18 protein-coding genes and 1 tRNA gene are annotated in these 17,346 nt (G+C 71.5%); 13 read left to right on the top strand and 6 right to left on the bottom strand.

The genetic code is table 11. The features are described from left to right. Nucleotides 1–32 precede the first annotated feature (32 nt). The 6 genes from QF037_RS32835 to QF037_RS32810 all read left to right on the top strand — a co-directional run bounded on the left by QF037_RS32835 (nt 33) and on the right by QF037_RS32810 (nt 6,260). Complete coding sequence (locus QF037_RS32835; RefSeq protein WP_307031504.1) at nt 33–677, top strand: HNH endonuclease family protein; 645 nt, start codon at nt 33–35, stop codon at nt 675–677. A gap of 71 nt (nt 678–748) precedes the next feature. Then, the gene (locus tag QF037_RS32830; RefSeq protein WP_307031502.1) at nt 749–2,392 is read left to right on the top strand and encodes an alkaline phosphatase D family protein; all 1,644 of its coding nucleotides are present in this window, start codon (nt 749–751) and stop codon (nt 2,390–2,392) included. A gap of 135 nt (nt 2,393–2,527) precedes the next feature. Then, nucleotides 2,528–2,932 (top strand): hypothetical protein, encoded by a 405-nt coding sequence (locus tag QF037_RS32825; RefSeq protein ID WP_307031500.1) that lies wholly within the window; start codon nt 2,528–2,530, stop codon nt 2,930–2,932. Between the two features lie 111 nt (nt 2,933–3,043). Further along, a complete protein-coding gene (locus QF037_RS32820) occupies nt 3,044–4,933 on the top strand; it encodes an FAD/NAD(P)-binding protein (protein WP_307031498.1) in 1,890 nt (629 codons plus the stop codon). A gap of 86 nt (nt 4,934–5,019) precedes the next feature. Further along, complete coding sequence (locus tag QF037_RS32815; protein ID WP_307031496.1) at nt 5,020–5,472, top strand: DoxX family protein; 453 nt, start codon at nt 5,020–5,022, stop codon at nt 5,470–5,472. A gap of 185 nt (nt 5,473–5,657) precedes the next feature. Beyond that, on the top strand, nt 5,658–6,260 hold the full coding sequence (locus QF037_RS32810; protein ID WP_373463979.1) for a DedA family protein: 603 nt from the start codon (nt 5,658–5,660) through the stop codon (nt 6,258–6,260). A 110-nt stretch (nt 6,261–6,370) separates the two neighbouring features. On the opposite strand, the gene QF037_RS32805 is transcribed toward QF037_RS32810, so the two are convergent. Then, nucleotides 6,371–6,601, bottom strand: a complete 231-nt coding sequence (locus tag QF037_RS32805) for a DUF2277 domain-containing protein (RefSeq protein WP_307031490.1) — start codon at nt 6,599–6,601, stop codon at nt 6,371–6,373. A 59-nt stretch (nt 6,602–6,660) separates the two neighbouring features. On the opposite strand from QF037_RS32805, the gene QF037_RS32800 reads away from it, so the two are divergent. Together QF037_RS32800 and QF037_RS32795 are read left to right on the top strand one after the other, a co-directional pair. Beyond that, entirely contained in the window at nt 6,661–7,416 is a 756-nt protein-coding gene (locus QF037_RS32800; protein WP_307031488.1) for an MBL fold metallo-hydrolase, read from the top strand. Between the two features lie 67 nt (nt 7,417–7,483). Continuing rightward, the gene (locus QF037_RS32795) at nt 7,484–8,389 is read left to right on the top strand and encodes a ketopantoate reductase family protein (RefSeq protein WP_307031486.1); all 906 of its coding nucleotides are present in this window, start codon (nt 7,484–7,486) and stop codon (nt 8,387–8,389) included. Nucleotides 8,390–8,587: 198 nt separating this feature from the next. Here the strand turns inward: QF037_RS32795 and QF037_RS32790 are convergent, their stop codons facing one another. Beyond that, nucleotides 8,588–8,770 carry a hypothetical protein gene (locus QF037_RS32790; protein ID WP_307031484.1) on the bottom strand — a complete coding sequence of 61 codons (183 nt, stop codon included), beginning with the start codon at nt 8,768–8,770 and terminating at the stop codon, nt 8,588–8,590. 116 nt (nt 8,771–8,886) lie between these two features. Here QF037_RS32790 and QF037_RS32785 point away from each other — a divergent pair, with 116 nt between their 5' ends. Continuing rightward, the gene (locus QF037_RS32785) at nt 8,887–9,216 is read left to right on the top strand and encodes a hypothetical protein (RefSeq protein WP_307031483.1); all 330 of its coding nucleotides are present in this window, start codon (nt 8,887–8,889) and stop codon (nt 9,214–9,216) included. 48 nt (nt 9,217–9,264) lie between these two features. On the opposite strand, the gene QF037_RS32780 is transcribed toward QF037_RS32785, so the two are convergent. Further along, nucleotides 9,265–9,336 (bottom strand) — tRNA-Val (locus tag QF037_RS32780). Nucleotides 9,337–9,552: 216 nt separating this feature from the next. Between QF037_RS32780 and QF037_RS32775 the strand changes: the two genes are divergently transcribed. From QF037_RS32775 to QF037_RS32760, 4 genes are all read left to right on the top strand, one after another. Continuing rightward, the gene (locus tag QF037_RS32775; protein ID WP_307031481.1) at nt 9,553–10,320 is read left to right on the top strand and encodes a DUF4097 family beta strand repeat-containing protein; all 768 of its coding nucleotides are present in this window, start codon (nt 9,553–9,555) and stop codon (nt 10,318–10,320) included. A gap of 74 nt (nt 10,321–10,394) precedes the next feature. Continuing rightward, a complete protein-coding gene (locus tag QF037_RS32770; protein WP_307031479.1) occupies nt 10,395–11,765 on the top strand; it encodes a hypothetical protein in 1,371 nt (456 codons plus the stop codon). 41 nt (nt 11,766–11,806) lie between these two features. Further along, nucleotides 11,807–12,031 (top strand): FmdB family zinc ribbon protein, encoded by a 225-nt coding sequence (locus tag QF037_RS32765; RefSeq protein WP_307031478.1) that lies wholly within the window; start codon nt 11,807–11,809, stop codon nt 12,029–12,031. Between the two features lie 51 nt (nt 12,032–12,082). Then, the gene (locus QF037_RS32760) at nt 12,083–12,712 is read left to right on the top strand and encodes a DedA family protein (RefSeq protein ID WP_307031476.1); all 630 of its coding nucleotides are present in this window, start codon (nt 12,083–12,085) and stop codon (nt 12,710–12,712) included. Here QF037_RS32760 and QF037_RS32755 read toward each other — a convergent pair. The 3 genes from QF037_RS32755 to QF037_RS32745 are packed head-to-tail and all read right to left on the bottom strand — an operon-like array spanning nt 12,687 to nt 17,193. Next, nucleotides 12,687–13,499 carry an HAD family hydrolase gene (locus QF037_RS32755; RefSeq protein ID WP_307031474.1) on the bottom strand — a complete coding sequence of 271 codons (813 nt, stop codon included), beginning with the start codon at nt 13,497–13,499 and terminating at the stop codon, nt 12,687–12,689. The genes QF037_RS32760 and QF037_RS32755 overlap by 26 nt on opposite strands. After that, the gene (locus QF037_RS32750) at nt 13,499–15,988 is read right to left on the bottom strand and encodes a phosphoribosyltransferase (protein WP_307031471.1); all 2,490 of its coding nucleotides are present in this window, start codon (nt 15,986–15,988) and stop codon (nt 13,499–13,501) included. The genes QF037_RS32755 and QF037_RS32750 overlap by 1 nt, the downstream gene beginning before the upstream one ends. 38 nt (nt 15,989–16,026) lie before the next feature. Beyond that, on the bottom strand, nt 16,027–17,193 hold the full coding sequence (locus tag QF037_RS32745) for an HpcH/HpaI aldolase/citrate lyase family protein (protein WP_307031469.1): 1,167 nt from the start codon (nt 17,191–17,193) through the stop codon (nt 16,027–16,029). Nucleotides 17,194–17,346 lie beyond the last annotated feature (153 nt).

Here is a 17,346-nt window from a genome sequence, read left to right as displayed (position 1 = left end):
TTCAACACCCCCACCCCTCTAAGGGAGTTCGCATGGCGAAGTTCTACGCGCGTCGACGGCTCAGCATACTCACGGCGCTCACCGGTCTCATAGCCTCGGTCGGGCTTTTCAACGGTCCGACCGCTTCCGCCGCCCTCCCCACGCCGGTCAGCGCGGCCACCGCCCGCACCTACCTCGCCTCGCTCACCGTGGCCACCGAGAACCGCACCGGCTACGACCGCGATCTGTTCCCGACGTGGATCACCATCAGCGGCACCTGCAACACCCGCGAGTACATCCTCAAGCGGGACGGTTCGAACGTCGTCACCAACTCCGCCTGCACCGCCACCAGCGGCAGCTGGTACTCCCCGTACGACGGCGCCACCTGGACCGCCGCCTCCGACCTCGACATCGACCACCTGGTCCCGCTCGCCGAGGCCTGGGACTCCGGCGCGAGCGCCTGGACCACCGCCCGGCGCCAGGGCTTCGCCAACGACGTCACCCGCCCCCAGCTCATCGCCGTCACGGACAACGTGAACCAGTCCAAGAGCGACCAGGACCCGGCCGAGTGGATGCCGTCGGTCACCTCGTACCGCTGCACCTACGTCCGCGCCTGGGTCCAGGTGAAGTACTACTACGACCTGTCCGTGGACTCCGCGGAGAAGAGCGCGCTCACCAGCTACCTGGCCAACTGCTGACGATTCAGTAACGGAACCTCCCCGCCGGCCTCCGTCGTTCCGTACCGTACGGGGCGACGGAGGAGGATCACGTGGCCGAACTTCGGTTGGGACCGCTGCTCAGGTATGCCGACGGCTCGTCCGCGACCGTATGGGTCGAGGCGAGCCGTCCGTGCGCCGCCGAGGTGCGCTGCGCGGACGGGGCGGGCGGTGAGACCCAGACCTTTCAGGTCTGCGGTCATCACTACGCCCTGGTTCCGGTCACCGGTCTGACGCCGGGGACCTCGTCGCCGTACGAGGTCCTGCTCGACGGAGTACGTGTGTGGCCGCTGCCCGACTCCCCGTTCCCGGAGTCCGTCATCCGCACGCCGGCCGAAGGGGACACCGTCCGTGTCGCCTTCGGGTCCTGCCGCTGGGCCGCTCCGCCGCACGGCGAGCCGGACCCCGTCGGCCAGGACGCCCTGGACACCCTGGCGGCCCGGATCGCGACCGACCCGGACGGTGAACGGCCCGACGTGCTGCTGCTGCTGGGCGATCAGGTCTACGCCGACGAGACCTCCCCGGCGACCCGCCGCTGGCTCGCCGCGCGCCGGGATCTCGGTGATCCGCCGGGCAGCGGGGTCGCGGACTACGAGGAGTACACCCACCTCTACTACGAGTCCTGGCTCGATCCCGAGATCCGGTGGCTGCTGTCCACCGTGCCCACTTGTATGGTCTTCGACGATCACGACGTGATCGATGACTGGAACACCTCCGCCGCCTGGGTGGAGGACATGCGGGCCACCCCGTGGTGGCGGGAGCGGCTGCTGAGCGGGCTGATGTCGTACTGGGTGCATCAGCACCTCGGGAACCTGTCCCCGGCGGAGCTCGACTCCGACCCGCTCTACGCCGCCGTACGCGAAACCCCGGACGGCACCGACGAGTTGCGGGCCTTCGCCTGCAAGGCCGACGTCGATCCGGCCTCCGTGCGCTGGAGTTACCGGCGGGACTTCGGGCGCGTGCGGCTGGTGATGGTCGACAGCCGGGCGGCACGGGTCCTCGACGAGGAGAACCGGTCGATGCTCGCCCCCGGCGAGGAGCGCTGGGTGCGCGAGCAGGTGCTGGACGGGCCGGGGTCGTACGACCATCTCCTGATCGGGACCTCGCTGCCCTGGCTGCTGCCGCATCTGGTGCACGACGCCGAGGCGTGGAACGCGGCGCTGTGCCGGGGTGAACGCGGGGCGCGCTGGGCGCGGTTCGGGGAGGATCTGCGGCGGCGGGCGGATCTGGAGCACTGGGCGGCGTTCCCGGCGTCCTTCGAGGCGCTGGTGGAGCTCATCGCGGAGGCGGGGTCGGGGCCTGACGCGCCGGCGACGGTGTGTGTGCTGTCGGGCGACGTCCATCACGCGTACATCGCCGAGCCGAGGTGGCCGGAGGGAAGCGGGCCCGATGCGCGGGTGCTGCAGCTGACCTGCTCCCCCGTCCACAACTCCATCCCGTTGTCGATACGCCTCGGCTTCCGCTTCGGGTGGAGCGCGGTGGGCCGCTTTCTGGGGCGCCGGTTCGCCGGACACGGCGCCTGTCCCCAGCCGTCGGTGGACTGGCGGCGGACGGGCGGGCCCTGGTTCGGCAACCAGCTCATGACGCTGACGCTGCGCGGGCGTTCGGCGGGACTGCGGCTGGAGCAGGCGCGGGCCGTGCGGGGCGGGAAGGCGCGGCTGGCCTTGGTGTCGGAGTCGGTGCTGAGCGAGAAGTGACCGGGCTGTGCACAAGTGAGCCTTGGGAAGGGTCAGTTGGGCACAATTACATCTTCAGCAGGCGCGCGATCGAACTTATGCTCACTCGACCTTGGGCCCCCACGTACGGCCCGACTGCGCGAAGGACAAGCCTTGTTGAAGAAGATCAGCATCTCCCTCGGCGCCGCCGGAGCGGGCGTCCTCCTCATGGCCGTACCGGCCCACGCCACCTGGTACCCGACGGGGTGGCCGCAGCACGCGTACACCTCCGACAACGCGGGCGAGGGCGCCTTCCAGGCCGAGGGCGACTGGATCATGGCGAACGACATCGGCGAGGACCACAAGAGCACCGTCACCCGATGGGAGACCAACTACGGTCGCGAGGGCGAGTGCAAGGCGACCGGCGGGGCGTTCACCGGCCGCGAGGAGTGCAACTACAACTTCGACGAGGACTACAAGGTCCGGATCAAGGTGTGTCTGCGCAACTACTCCAATGACATCGGCTGGGAGAACTGTTCGACCTGGACCCCGTGGCTGAGCATCGCCACCGGCAACGCGTGATCCGGGGTACCTGACGCCCGGCCGGAGCGCGGCAGGCATGATGAGGCGGACCGTCCGCTTCCGGTGGGCGGTCTGCTGCCAAGCGCCCCCACACGCCCGGGAGTCCCCGTTTTGTCCGCACCGCCCACGGCCTGCGTGCCCGTCTCCGTCGCCGTGGTCGGCGCCGGACCGCGCGGGACCAGCGTCCTGGAACGCCTCTGCGCCTCCGCGCCGGAACTGCTCCCGCCCGGCACCCGGCTCACCGTCCACGTGGTCGACCCGGCACCGCCCGGCGCCGGCCGCGTCTGGCGCACCGCACAGCCGGCGGAGCTCCTGATGAACACCGTGGCCTGCCAGGTGACCCTCTTCACCGACGAGAGCGTCGACTGCTCCGGCCCCGTCCGCCCCGGCCCCAGCCTGCACGAGTGGGCGGCCGGCGAGCTGGGCCCGGACGAGTATCCGACCCGCGCCCACTACGGCCGTTATCTGGAGTGGGTGTTCGCCCGCACGGTGCGCGAGGCGCCGCCCGGCGTCCGCGTGCGGACGCACACGGCTCGTGCGCTACGGCTCGACGACGCCCCCGACGGCCGCCAGGTCCTCACCCTCGACGACGGCCGTGAACTGACCGGCCTGTCCGCCGTCGTCCTCGCCCAGGGCCATCTGCCGACCGTCCCCGACGCGGCGCAGCGGACCGTCTCGTCGTACGCCGAGACCCACGGCCTGCTCCACATCCCGCCCGCCAACCCGGCCGACGTCGACCTCTCCCCCGTCTCCCCGGGCGAACCGGTGCTGTTGCGCGGTCTCGGCCTCAACTTCTTCGATCACACGGCCCTGTTGACGACCGGCCGCGGCGGCCGTTTCGTGCGCGATCGGGGCGGGCTGCGGTACGTCCCCTCCGGCCGCGAGCCGCGGCTGTACGCCGGGTCGCGGCGCGGCGTCCCCTACCAGGCCCGCGGCGACAACGCGAAGGGGCCGTACGGCCGCCACACCCCGCTCGTCCTGACGCCGGAGGTCATAGCGGGCTTCCGCAAGCGTGCCGACTCGGGTGAGGCGCCCGACTTCCTCGCCGAGATATGGCCGTTGGTGGCGAAGGAGGTGGAGACGGTCTACTACTCGGCGCTCGTACGGCGACCGGACCTCGCCGACCGCTTCCTCGCCGTCCCCCACCGCGACCCCCAAGAGGCGCTGATCCTCGACGAGTTCGGTGTCCCGGACGCCGACCGCTGGAGCTGGGACCGGATCTCCCGCCCGTATGCGGGACGCGGCTTCACCGACCCCGGCCGGTGGCGCGCGTGGCTGCTGGCTCATCTGCGCGAGGACGCCGCGCAGGCCGCTCTCGGCAACGCGGACGGCCCGCTCAAGGCGGCCCTCGACGTGCTGCGCGATCTGCGCAACGAACTCCGGCTGACCGTCGACCACGGCGGCATCGCCGGTGCCTCCCGCCGGGACCATCTCGACCGCTGGTACACCCCCCTCAACGCCTTCCTGTCCATCGGCCCGCCACGGCGCCGGATCGAGGAGCTGGTGGCGCTGATGGAGGCGGGTGTGATGGAGGTGCTCGGGCCGCGCCTGGAGGTCCGGGCGCGGGACGGGGCCTGGGTGGCGCGCTCGCCCGACGTCCACGGGTCCGGCGTACGCGTGACGACGCTCATAGAGGCACGGCTTCCGGAACCGGATCTGCGACGCACGGCCGACGGACTCCTCGCCCGGCTGCTGCGGACCGGACAGTGCCGGCCGCACTCGGTCGACGGTTACGAAACCGGCGGGCTGGACGTGACACCTCGCCCATATCACCTGATTGACCGTCAAGGAGGCGTGCACGAAAGGCGGTTCGCGTTCGGGGTGCCGACGGAGGGGGTGCACTGGGTGACCGCGGCGGGCGCGCGGCCGGGTGTGGATTCGGTCACGCTTTCGGACGCCGACGCGGTGGCGAGAGCGGCTCTACGTGCGGCTACAGCAGGAACGGAACGCCAAACGGAAGCAAAGCCGTGGCCAAATGTTGAACTTGTAAGCATTGATTAGTCCGACCTAACGTGGGGTGCTCGCTCGGTTCCGTCCCCCGACCGGTCCGCCCCAGGGACCGGCCCGACCGTAGGAGTACCCCCCACATGACCGGACGCCTCAACAGCGCCCAGCCGTACGTCCTCGGCCTGTTCCGCATCGTCGTCGGACTGCTCTTCACCTGCCACGGCGCCGTCGCGCTCTTCGGCGTGCTCGGCGGCGCGGACGGCAAGGGCGGCACCGTCGAGCTGGGCACCTGGCCCGGCTGGTACGCGGCCGCGATCGAGCTCGTCGGCGGCTCCCTGGTCCTGATCGGCCTGGGCACCCGCTTCGCCGCGTTCATCGCCTCCGGCGCGATGGCCTACGCCTACTTCAAGGTGCACCAGCCGAACGCCCTGTGGCCGATCGAGAACAGCGGCGAGGGCGCGGCGATGTTCTGCTGGTCCTTCCTGCTGCTGGTCTTCACCGGCTCCGGCGCCTTCGGGCTCGACCGGCTGTTCCAGAAGCGCTCGGCCGCCACCGAGCGACCGGCCTCGGACCAGGCACCGGTGACCGTCTGAGCCGTACCCGCATCCGACGGCGCCCGTGCCCGCACAGGGGACGGGCGCCGCGACGTGTCGGCCGGGTGAACATGCTGTGGCGAACACACGCGCCCCCCATGAATCCCCTGTCACACCCCGGGCGTACGCTGTAAGGCTGTTACGGGGGAAAACGGGGAGTGACGGTGTTCGAGAGTCTCGGGAATATGGGCGTGCTGACCGGCAGCCCAGGAATCATCTACGCGATGGTGGCCGCGTCAGTGCTGCTGGACGTGTTCCTGCCGGTCCTGCCGAGCGGCGTCCTGGTCATCACGGCCGCCACGGCCGCGGCGGCGGGCACCGGAGCGGCGACCGGCAAGGTCCCCGGCGAGGTTCCCGACCTGCTGCTGCTCACCCTGGTCGCCGCGACGGCGTCGGTGCTCGGCGACATGGTCGCGTACCGGCTGGCCTGGCGCGGCGGCGCCCGCCTGGACCGGGCCATCGCCCGCTCCCGCCGCCTCACCTCCGCGCAGGAACGTCTCGGCACCGCCCTCGCCCACGGCGGCGGCCCCCTGGTCGTCCTCGCCCGCTTCGCCCCGGCCGGCCGCTCGGTCGTCTCCTTCGTCGCGGGCGCCGCCCACCGCCGGGTCCGGGAATTCCTCCCCTGGTCCGCCCTCGCGGGCCTGGCCTGGGCGGCGTACAGCGTCGCCCTCGGCTACTACGGCGCCCAGTGGCTGGGCACGACATGGCTGGCGACCGGCGTCTCGGTACTGGCCCTGTTCGCCGCGGGAGCCGCAGCGGCATTCGTGATGCGCCGCCGCCCGGCGTGAGGGATTGGCAGATGTGTCCCCTGTCGGCCGTCGGTGACCTGCGGTTTTGCCAGCGGGCGTGCGCCGGATCCGCCAATTGCCGAACCCGGCCAGACCCTCCGGGCGCCCCGCTAACCGGCGCGCTGTGCTGGGGTGCCTCGGACCTCGAGGTCGGACAGTAGCTCGGCCGTGGCCTCGGCCACCGCGGCCACCGCCCGCTCGAAGACCTCCTTGTTGTGTGCGGCCGGTGCCCGGAAGCCGGACACCTTCCGTACGTACTGGAGGGCGGCGGCGCGGATCTCGTCCTCCGTCGCCTCCTCGGGCAACGCGGGCGGGCGAAGAGTCTTGATGCTGCGGCACATACCTCCAGTCTCGCCCCCGCCGGGGAATAGCGCCGGGCGTCCGCGGAATTGTGTCGAGCATGACGACAGTGGAGATCTCCTACGTCGGCGGCCCGACCGCCGTTGTGTCTCTCGGGGGCGTGCGTCTCCTCACCGACCCGACCTTCGACGCGCCCGGCGAGTACCCCATCGGCTCCCGCGCGCTGGTGAAGACGACGGGCCCGGCGCTCGCGGCGGCGGACCTCGGCCCGGTGGACGCCGTGCTGCTCTCCCACGACCAGCACCCCGACAACCTGGACGCCGCGGGCCGCGCCTACCTCGCCGGTGTCCCCCTCGTCCTGTCGACCGCCTCCGCCCATGACCGCCTGGGCGCCCCCGTCCGCGCCCTGCCCGCCTGGGAGAGCGTCGAGCTGGGCGGCGTACGCGTCACCGCCGTCCCCGCCCTGCACGGACCCGAGGGCTCCGAGCCCCTCGTCGGCGAGGTCACCGGCTTCGTGCTGTCCGGGGAGGGCCTGCCCAAGGTGTACGTCAGCGGCGACAACGCCTCTCTGGACCGGGTCCGGGAGATCGCCGACCGCGCGGGCCCCTTCGACGTGGCCCTGCTGTTCGCGGGCGCGGCACGCACCCCCCTCGTACCGGACGCGACGCTGACCCTGACCAGCGAGCAGGCGGCCGAGGCGGCGGCGATCCTGGGCGCCCGGCATGTCGTACCGCTGCACTTCGAGCACTGGGGCCACTTCACCCAGGACGGACCGACGCTGACGAAGGCCTTCGCGGAGGCCGGACTGACGGACCGACTGCACCTGATGGCGCCAGGGGAGTCCGTACGCCTGTGACATCTGCGATGATCCGTTCCGAGGCGGCCACCGTTCAAGGGGCCGACCGACGAAGGGACTTCGTGTGATGACGCACGACAAGAAACCGACCGTGGCCGTGCTGGGCCCGGGCGGCATCGGCGGCCTGCTCGCCGGACTGCTGTCGCGGGCCGGGCACCGGGTGATCTGCCTGGCCGGGGACGAGACGGCGGCGACCCTGCGGGCGTCCGGGATCCGGGTCCGCAGTGGCCCGTTCGGGGACTTCACGGCCGAGGTGGAGGCGGACACCGAGCTGCGGGTGCCGGTGGACGCCTGCCTGGTCGCGGTGAAGCACACGGCGCTCGGGGCCGCCCTGGACCGCGTCCCGCCCGCCGCGCTGGGCGACGCGCTCCTGGTGCCGTTCCTGAACGGTGTGGAGCATCCGGCGGCGCTGCGGGCCCGCTATCGCGAGGACGTGGTGGCCCCGGCGGTGATCCGCGTGGAGTCGACGCGGGTGGCACCCGGGGAGATCGTGCACGGCAGCCCGTTCGCGGAGATCGACCTGACCGGCGACGGGGTGGCGAAGGAGCGGCTGGAGTCGCTGGCGGACGCGCTGGGCTCTGCCGGTCCGACCACCCGGGTGCTGCCGGACGAGACGGCGGCACTGTGGGCCAAGATGTCGTTCCTGGCCCCGTTCGCCCTCCTCACCACGCGGTACGCCCTCCCGCTGGGCGACGTACGCACCCGTCACCGCGAGGAGCTGACGGCACTGGTCGAGGAGACGGCCGCGGTGAGCCGCGCGTCGGGCGCCCCGACGGACCCGGCCCAGGCCCTGGCCCGCTACGACGCGTTCCCGCCGCAGACCAGGTCGTCGATGCAGCGCGACGCCGAGGCGGGCCGCCCCCTCGAACTGGACGCGATCGGCGGCGCGTTGCTCCGCGCGGCGGAGCGATACGGGGTACCGGTGCCGGTGGCGACGCGCCTGGTAGGGGAGTTGAGGCACGCGGGCCGCTGAGAGGGCTTGCGGCCGGGGTCGGCCGAGCGGCGCCTGCATGTGGCCCGCGCCGCGTTCACAGCAGCGCGGGCCACATGCATCAGGGGCTGAGCGAATGCCCTAGGGGCGCGGGACCGTATCGATATGCGGCTCCGCCCCGTGGGCGCGACCAGCCACACACCACCCGCAGCCGCCCGACAACAGGAGCACCCGAGTTCGTCAGTCGTCGCCCCTGGAGGAGCCGCCCCGCGTCTTCCCCGAGCTCTGCAGCACCTTGCCCAGGCCGACCGTCACGGCTGCCACGGCGCGGACCCAGGTCGGTCCGCCGCGCTCCGCCCACACCACGCACACACACCCGAAGACGGCGAGACCCAGAACGCCCACCAGCACCAGAACGGTCATGTCCCCACCTCTGCGTTCGTACGGTTCCGGTGATCTTCTCAGATCCTCCCTTCCCGAACACATGAACTACCCCAAGAAACTCGCACCCCTAAATCGAACAGGCGTAGCATTGCGCCGTGGCTACGACCTATGACTTTCCGAGTGACCTCCTCGCCGGTCAGGAGGAGCTGCATCAGGTCCGGGCCGAGCTGTCGGCCCTGCTCAAGCGGCTGCCCTGGTCGGTCGAGCCCCTGGACGGCTTCAGCGACACCGCGGGCTGGCGCAAGGTGGAACGCCCCGCCTCCCCGGGCTGGACACCCGACGAACAGGCCGAGGTCGAAAAGCTCAGGCAGCGCGAACACGAACTCGTCGTCTTCGTCACCGGCCATCGCTTCTGGGCGGAGGTCGCCGGCGAGGAGCGCGTGGACGCCCGCATGAGGCTGAAGCACGCGCGGGAGGACAGCTGAGAAACGCGGAAGACCCCGGCCGTGATCGGCCGGGGTCTTCTTTCCGTGTGGGCGCGGACGGTTTCGAACCGCCGACATCCTGCTTGTAAGGCAGGCGCTCTACCCCTGAGCTACGCACCCGGGTCCCGAACAAGCGCGCTCAGGACGAGTCGACAGACTACCTTGCCCAGGGCCCCGTCCTGCAAACGCGTAGCGCGGCGTATCGCGGGAGCCGGATCTCGGGGTCGATCCGGGGGTTTACCCCACCCCGGATCCGGGAGCGTCCCGGATCCCGCGACGGCGCCCCGCTCCGTACGGTCGAAGAGCCTCATCATTCTGGCTCAGGGGGAGATCCCAATGGCACGCACCGCCACCGCTCGCATGGTCCTCGCCGCAGGCGCCGTCGCTCTCATCGCGGGCGTCAGTGCCTGCGGTGCCTCCGCCGGGGACGACAAGGACCCGGACCAGCGGTCGTTCGCGCTGGAGGGGAAGACGCTGACCATCGACTCCGACGACTCGGCGCTGGAGATCGTCGCCGCCGACGACAACAAGGCGGGCCGGATCGAGGTCACCCGCTGGTTCCAGGGCACGGTCGCCCTCGGCAAGGACCCGAAGGTCACCTGGTCGATGACGGACGACACGCTGAAGCTGCGGATGAAGTGCACCGGCGTGGTCGCCGACTGCGCGGCCAAGCACCGCATCGAGGTCCCGCGCGGTGTCTCCGTGAAGGTCGAGGACGGGGACGGGAGTGTGCGGGCCAGGGGGTTCGAGGACGCGCTGAGCATTCGTACGGGCGACGGATCGGTGCATGTCACCGACTCCAGCGGGCCGCTCGACCTGAAGACCGGCGACGGGTCCGTGCGCGCCGACGTCACCTCGCGCGACGTGCGGTCCCAGACCGGCGACGGCTCGGTCCACCTCGAACTGGGCGCCGTCCCGGACCGCGTGGAGTCCAGGAGTGGCGACGGCTCCGTGACCATCGACGTCCCGGAGGCCACGTACAAGGTGACGACCCAGACCGGCGACGGCGGGGTGGACGTGACCGTGCCGCGGGCCGACTCCAGCTCGCACGTCATCACCGCCCGTACCGGCGACGGCAAAGTCACGGTCCGGACCGCGAACTAACGGGCCCGTGTGTTCGTCCTTAACCGGTGGGAGAATGACACCGGGCCAGGACGGACACAGCACGGGAGAGGGATGTGACGGCGACACCAGCGCAGCCGTACTCGCCGTCGAAGCCGCGCGCACATCATGCGCTGCGCGACACGCTCACTCTCATCGCGCTGCCGCTGGTCGCGGCCCTCGCGCTGCCGGCCGCGTTCGCCGGCGGCGGCACCCGGCGCTGGTTCGGGGGGCGTTCCGAGAGCCAGCGGGCCGAGGCGCAGGCCGCGAAGGACGCCGCCGCGGCCGCGTTCTACGAGCTCGACACCGCCCAGCGTGATCTGCGGATCTCGATAGAGACGATCACCGCGGTCGACGACTCCCCCGCCGCCCGGCGCGCGGTCGCCGACTTCGAGGCGATCAGCAGACGGATCGACGAGGCCAGTCACCAGTACATCGAGGCCGTCGACGCGCACGACCTGGACCGGGACGACCTGGAGGCGTCGGTCGCCGTACACGCGCGCACCGAGCTCACCAGGGCCAAGGACGAGCTCGCAGGCGTCAAGCGGGAACTGGACCGCTTCGGCGACAGCCTCGGTCCGCTCCTCGGCAAGGCCGAGACCCAGCTGGTCCGCCTCGCTCCCGCCGTCGAACGGGCCAGACAGGGACTGCTGGCCGCCTCCAACGCCCTTGACGCCGTACGGCAGTCGGGTCTGAAGGCCGATGACCTCGCCGCCCGGCTCGCCGCCCTCGGCCCCGAGCTGACCAAGCTGAACCAGGGCGCCGGGCAGCACGGCGTCCCGGACACCCTGGAGCGTGCCGAGCGCGTCGCCCGGGAGGCCGAGGCGGTCCGGGTCGAGTCCGAGCGGCTGCCCGAGAAGGCCGCCGAGATCGACCACCGGCTCGTCTCCCTGCGCACCCGCGCTCAGGCCCTCACCACCCGCGCGGGCCAGGTCGACCCGGTCCTGAGCGAGCTGCGGCGGCGCTTCACCGCGGCCTGCTGGCAGGACCTCCAGCAGGTCCCGGACCAGGCCACGGAGAACGTGCGCCAGGCCGAGCGCAAGCTCATGGAGGCCCGCGCCGCCCGTGACGAGCAGCGCTGGCCGGACGCGACCGCCCTGCTGTCGACCGTACGGGCCCTGTTGAACAGCACCGACGAGTCCGTCTCCGCGGCGGGCGACCGGCTGCGGCGGCTGAACGCCGTGCAGAAGGACCCCCAGCAGGAGATCGACCGCACCCGCTTCGCGATCCGTGACGCGCAGCGGCTGGCCATGACGGGCCGGAACACCCCCGATCCGCGTCACGCACGTCCCCTGGACGACTCCGTGGCCCGGCTGGAGCGGGCGATCGGCACGCTGGAGGGCCGGCACCCCGACTACTGGCACTTCCTCACGGAGACGGAGGCGGTGCGGCAGACGGTGGCGCGGGTGGTGGCGCAGATCCGGGAGGAGCGCGGGGCGGGGCACTGACGGCTCTACAGCCGTCGGCCGCCGCCGGTTAACCTGTGCGTATGCCTCGCTATGAGTACCGCTGCCGGACCTGCGGCGACACCTTCGAACTGAGCCGTCCGATGGCGGAGTCCGCCGCCCCCGCGGACTGCCCGGCCGGCCACGACGACACGGTGAAGCTCCTGTCGACGGTGGCCGTCGGCGGCTCGGCCTCCGCACCGGCCCAGGCCCCCCGCTCCGGCGGCGGAGGCGGCGGCGGTTGCTGCGGCGGGGGCTGCTGCGGCTGACGGACAGCGGCTTCAGGAACCCTTCAGCCGCGGTTTCCTACCGTGGGCGGTATGACAGCCGCCCCGCAGTGGATCAACGGACTCATGGACACGCTCGGCGCGCCCGGCGCCGGCCTGGCCATCGCCCTGGAGAACCTCTTCCCGCCACTGCCGAGCGAGGTCATCCTGCCGCTCGCGGGGTTCGCGGCGAGCACCGGCCGGATGAGCCTGTGGGCCGCGCTGCTATGGACGACCGCAGGTTCGGTGATCGGCGCGCTCGCCCTGTACGGCGTCGGCGCGCTGCTCGGCCGTGACCGGACGGTGGCGATCGCGGCGCGGCTGCCGCTGGTGAAGACCAGCGACATCGAGAAGACCGAGGCCTGGTTCCTGCGGCACGGCACCAAGGCGGTCTTCTTCGGCCGGATGATCCCGATCTTCCGCAGTCTGATCTCGGTCCCGGCCGGCGTCGAGCGCATGCCCCTGCCCGTCTTCCTCGGCCTGACCACGCTGGGCAGCGCGCTGTGGAACACGGCGTTCGTGATGGCGGGCTACACGCTGGGCGCCAACTGGACCCAGGTCACCGACGTGGCGTCCACGTACTCGAAGATCGTCCTCGCGCTCGCCGCCGCAGCAGTCGTGGCCTTCCTGGCCGTACGACTGCTGCGGCGGCCCGCGTCTAGCGAGGTGTCCGAGTCGTCCTGAGGAACTCCCGCAGGATCCGCTCCCCCGCCAGCACACCCCGCTCCGGTAGCGCGCTGACCGTCGGAGCGGTGAAGGCCTCGTCGGCCAGCTCGCCGTGGCCCGGCCGCCAGCCCTGGTCCGCGGCGAGCAGCAGGTCGGCGTCGAGCAGGGAGTCACCGGCGGCCAGCGTCAGCTCCGCGCCGCTGCGGCGGGCGACCTCGTGCATGGCGGCGCTCTTGGTCAGCGGCTTCGGGACGGCGTAGATCTTGCGGCCCTGGAGCGAGACCGTCCAGCCGCGGTTCTCCGCCCACACCGCGAGTTCCTTCACCCAGTCCTCGGTCAGCAGTTCACGCTCGACGACGAGGTAGGCGAAGAGGTCCTCGGCGACCCGGTGCTTGCGCACCCACACGGGGTCGGCCGTCCGCAGCAGGTGCTCACGCACCTCGTCCAGCGGCGCGCACTCGTCGGCCAGCCGGGCCTGCACGCGCGCGTGCCAGTCGGCGTCCGTCACGCCGTCCACCAGCAGATGCCCGCCGTTGGCGCAGATCGCGTACTTCGGGGGCGGGCCCGGCAGGTTGATGCGCTGGTACTGCTTACGGGTCCGCGTGGTCGTCGGCACGAACACCGCCGCGTCGCCGAGTTCGGCCAGCAGTCCGGCGGCCGTCTCCGTCATGTACGACAGCGGCTTGCTCTCGTGCACCTCGACGCAGAGCAGCCGGGGCGCCCGCGCGTCCGGCATGGTCAGCGCGAGGGCCGCGGAGGAGTAGATGAGCGTACGGTCGAGGTCGCTCGCCACCAGCACCGGCATCAGACGTTCACCGCCTTGCCGTCGGCGCCCGTCGCGCCCCGCGTGTACTTGGGGTGGATCAACCCCACGCAGGTGTACGGGAGTTCGTCGACCTCTTCCACCGGGACACCTCTCTGTTCGGCCAACAGGCGTACGTGGTCGAGGTCGGCGCCCGCGCCGGCCCGCGCCAGGATCTTCCACGGCACCCGGCGCAGCAGCACCCGGGTGGTCTCGCCGACACCGGGCTTGACGAGGTTCACGTCGTGGATGCCGTACTCCTCGCTGATCCGCTCGACGGCCGCCCAGCCCTCCCAGGTCGGGTCGCGGTCGCTCGACAGCAGCTCCTTGGTCTGGGCGTCCACCGCCTCCACGACCTCCGGGAAGGTGGCGGCGACGGCGTCGAGGAACTCCACCGAGACGTCGGCGCCGGCGAGTTCGCGGTAGAACTTCGCGCCGTGGAAGTCGTTCGGGCCGACGAGGTCCGCGCGCAGTACGGTGCGCGAAATCAGGCCGGAGACCGTGGAGTTGAGGCAGGCGGAGGGGATGAGGAAGTCCTCACGGGTGCCGTACGTCTTCACGCACGAGCCCGGGTCGGCCAGCACCGCGATCTCCGGGTCGAAGCCGGTGATGCCGTCGGACTCCTCGAACTCCTTGACGGCGTCAGCCAGTTCACGGGTGATCGCGCCCTTGCCGGTCCAGCCGTCGACGAACACGATGTCGGCCGGGTCGTGGTGGGCGGCCAGCCAGCGCAGCGCGTTGGCGTCGATGCCACGGCCGCGCACGATCGACACGGCGTAGTGCGGCAGGTCCAGGCCGTGCCGGAACTGGGCCCAGCGGCGCATCAGGACCCCGACGGGGGTACCGGCGCGGGCGAGGGAGACGAGGACCGGGCGGGGCGAGCGCTCCGCGAGCACGATCTCGGTGACCGCGCCGACCGCCTGCGCGAGCCGTGCGGCGGACCCGTCCAGCGCGGTGTGGAAGAGCCGCTGGTACTGCTCGCTCGGCTGGTACTCCACCGGCAGCGACTCCGCGTAGTGCGCGCCGCCGCTCTGGATGGCCTCCTCGCGCTCCTCGGTCGGCGCCTCCAGCGTCACGTCCGAGAGGTCCTGGAGCAGCCAGCCGACGTCTTCCGGGGCGTACGAGGAGAAGGCGGGGCCGCGGAGGGGCTCGGGCAGCATCGGGGGCCTTTCGGGGACGTACAGGGGCTCTGGGACGTACGACGGGACGACCGCGAGCAGCACCTGCGGGGTGTGCGCGTGCAGCTGCGCGAGCAGACCGTCGGGGGCGTGCAGCTCCGCTGTGTCGGCGGTGGAGTCGATGACGGCGACGATCGCGTCGAAGCCGGCGCCGGCGATGTTGTAGGCATAGCGCTCGCCGGGGCCGTCCACGGGGTTGTCGTGGGCCGGGAAGGCGATGCGGGTGCGGATCGCGTAGCCCGGGTCGTCGACGGCCAGGACGGGTGAGCGGGTGGTGGTGGAGTAGCGGACCTCGGCGTCGGTGATCTGCTCCAGCTCGCGGGCGAGGCGGAGGGGGGCGTACATCAGTTCTTCGAAGCCGAGGACGTGAACGCGGCGGGCGTCTGCCGGAAGGGCCTCGGCCAGGCGGGCGGCCATGGCCGGGAGAGCGGTCTCCAGGCGTATTCGGTGTTGGGGCGTGAAGCCGTGGCGGCCGCCGTCCGGCAATCCGCGAGGCCAGCACAGTTCGACTCGAGTGAGGCTGTGTGTCGGCTGCGAGCCGGTGGGGGTTGATCGCGCAGTTCCCCGCGCCCCTAGGTGGGTGACCTCATGCCTCGCTACAAGGTCCTGCCCTTTCTCCAACACACCCTCCGGCAGCTTTACAGTGCCCGACGCCGCCGCCACCAGGTCCACCCTCGCGCCTATCTCGCGCGCGAACTCGTCCAGGCGTCCCGCGTCCGCCTCCGAGCGCATGTCGACCAGGGCCACGACCACGTACCGCTGTCGCGGGTACCGGTCGTGGAGGTCCCTGATGGTGTTCAGGACCGTGTTGCCTGTGGAGAACTCGTCGTCGACGAGGACCAGCGGGCCGTTGCCGACCAGCAGGGCCGGGTCCTCGGGGAGCAGCAGGTGCGAGGTGGCGTGGGAGTGGGACTCCTCGAAGCCGCCCGCCGTGGCCACGCCGGGCACCGGGCGGCGGGTGGAGTGGAGGTAGGGGGCGAGGCCGACGCCGTCGGCGACGGAGTGGCCGAGGCCGGTCGCGGTCTCCGCGTAGCCGAGGACGACCGCGCGGGCCGCCTCCTCGGCGCCCAGGAGGTCCCTGACCCGGCGGCCGAGGGTGAGGCCGTGGCCGTACACCACGGACGGTGACTGGGGGACGTGCTTGCCGAGCACGTTCGAGACCAGCAGATGGGCCCGCTTGGGGTTGCGGCGCAGGGCGAGGCCCAGCAGGTCGGTCAGCGTGTCGTCGCCCAGGAGTTCGACCCCGAGCCGCTCGGCGACCCAGGTGCCGGACCAGATCCCGCCAGGCACCTCGTTGTTCACTGCGTTGTTCATGCGTCCCTTGTGTGTAACCGACCCAGCCACTGCGTGTCTCAGTCGGGGATTCCGGCGGCGAGCAGCTCCACGAAGCCGATGTCCTCGTTGGCCACCCCGAACACCTCGGCGCGCAGCATGGTGCGCTCGGCCCAGGCCCGGTGCGGCTTCACCTCGTTCATCTTGTTCGTGTACTGCGACCGCAGCACTCCCCCGCCGCCGCGCTCCGGGCGCAGGATGTCCGCGGCGTCACTGAACTCTTCGTGACTGACCACCGACAGTGCGTGCACGGGCAGCACGTGCGAAGGGTGAATACAAGTCTTACCCATCAGACCGTTGGCCTGGTCGAGGGAGATCTCGCGGAGCAGCCCGTCCATGGCGTGCTCTATGAGTGCCTCGCGCAGTTCCTCGGCCTGGCCCTCCAGGAAGGGGCTGCGGCGCAGCTGCGGCTTGAACATGCGCTCCTGGACGCGGAAGTACTCCCAGACCGGCCCGGTCACCGTGAAGCCGGTGCCGTCGGCCCGGCCCAGCATGTTCACCACGTCGGCGATCACGGAGGCGACGATCTGGACGTCCCAGGCGGTCATGTCGGGGGCGCGGCGCAGGCCGTAGGAGGAGCAGAAGTCGGTGACGCCGAGGCGGAGCGCCAGCACCCGGTCCCGGTACTTGTCGACCGCGCGGGCGATGCCCTCCAGGGTCTCCACTCGTGACTCGCGGTACATCAGGTCCGGCGACTCCAGCACCGGCATGGCGAACAGCCGCCGCCCGCTCGCCGCCTCGGCGCCGGAGAGCGCCTCCAGGAAGGAGATGCCGCGCTCCTCGGTGAACTTCGGCAGCACGAACCCGGACAGCAGCCGGACCGCAGGGCCGAGCCGGTGGACGAGGTCGGGGATCTGCTCGGGGTGGCGGACCCGGATGAAGAGCAGCGGAGGATCGGCCACCGCTCCCTCGGCGAGCTCCGTGAACTGTCGTACGAGGTTCTCCTCGGCCTCCACGACGTCCTCGTCGCCGATCGAGTCCTCCAGGCACAACACCATCGAGACCACGCCACGCCCGACCTGTTTCTGGATGTCGTCGGCGAGCCGCGGCCTGGTGGCCGGGCTGTAGAGCGTGGCGCCCAGGGCCGCGGAGAGCAGCCGGGCCGAGGAGTCCGCGTCGAACTCGCACGGCTCCTGGTGGAAGAGGCGCTGACGCACCTCAGGGGCGATGTGCCCGAAATGACGCATATGACTCCCCCGTGGCGGCTGGGCCTTCTGTGAACACTTCACAGGTGGCCGGTAATAGTACGTACAAACCCATGTCAGGGGTTCCCATCGGGCATGAACTTCAGGTAACGCAGGCGCGCACGACCGGGTCGGTTTTCCTTGCGGAACCCGCAC

This window comes from Streptomyces canus (assembly GCF_030815415.1).
Lineage (GTDB): Bacteria > Actinomycetota > Actinomycetes > Streptomycetales > Streptomycetaceae > Streptomyces > Streptomyces canus_F.
This window is presented reverse-complemented; position numbering and strand designations above follow the sequence as displayed.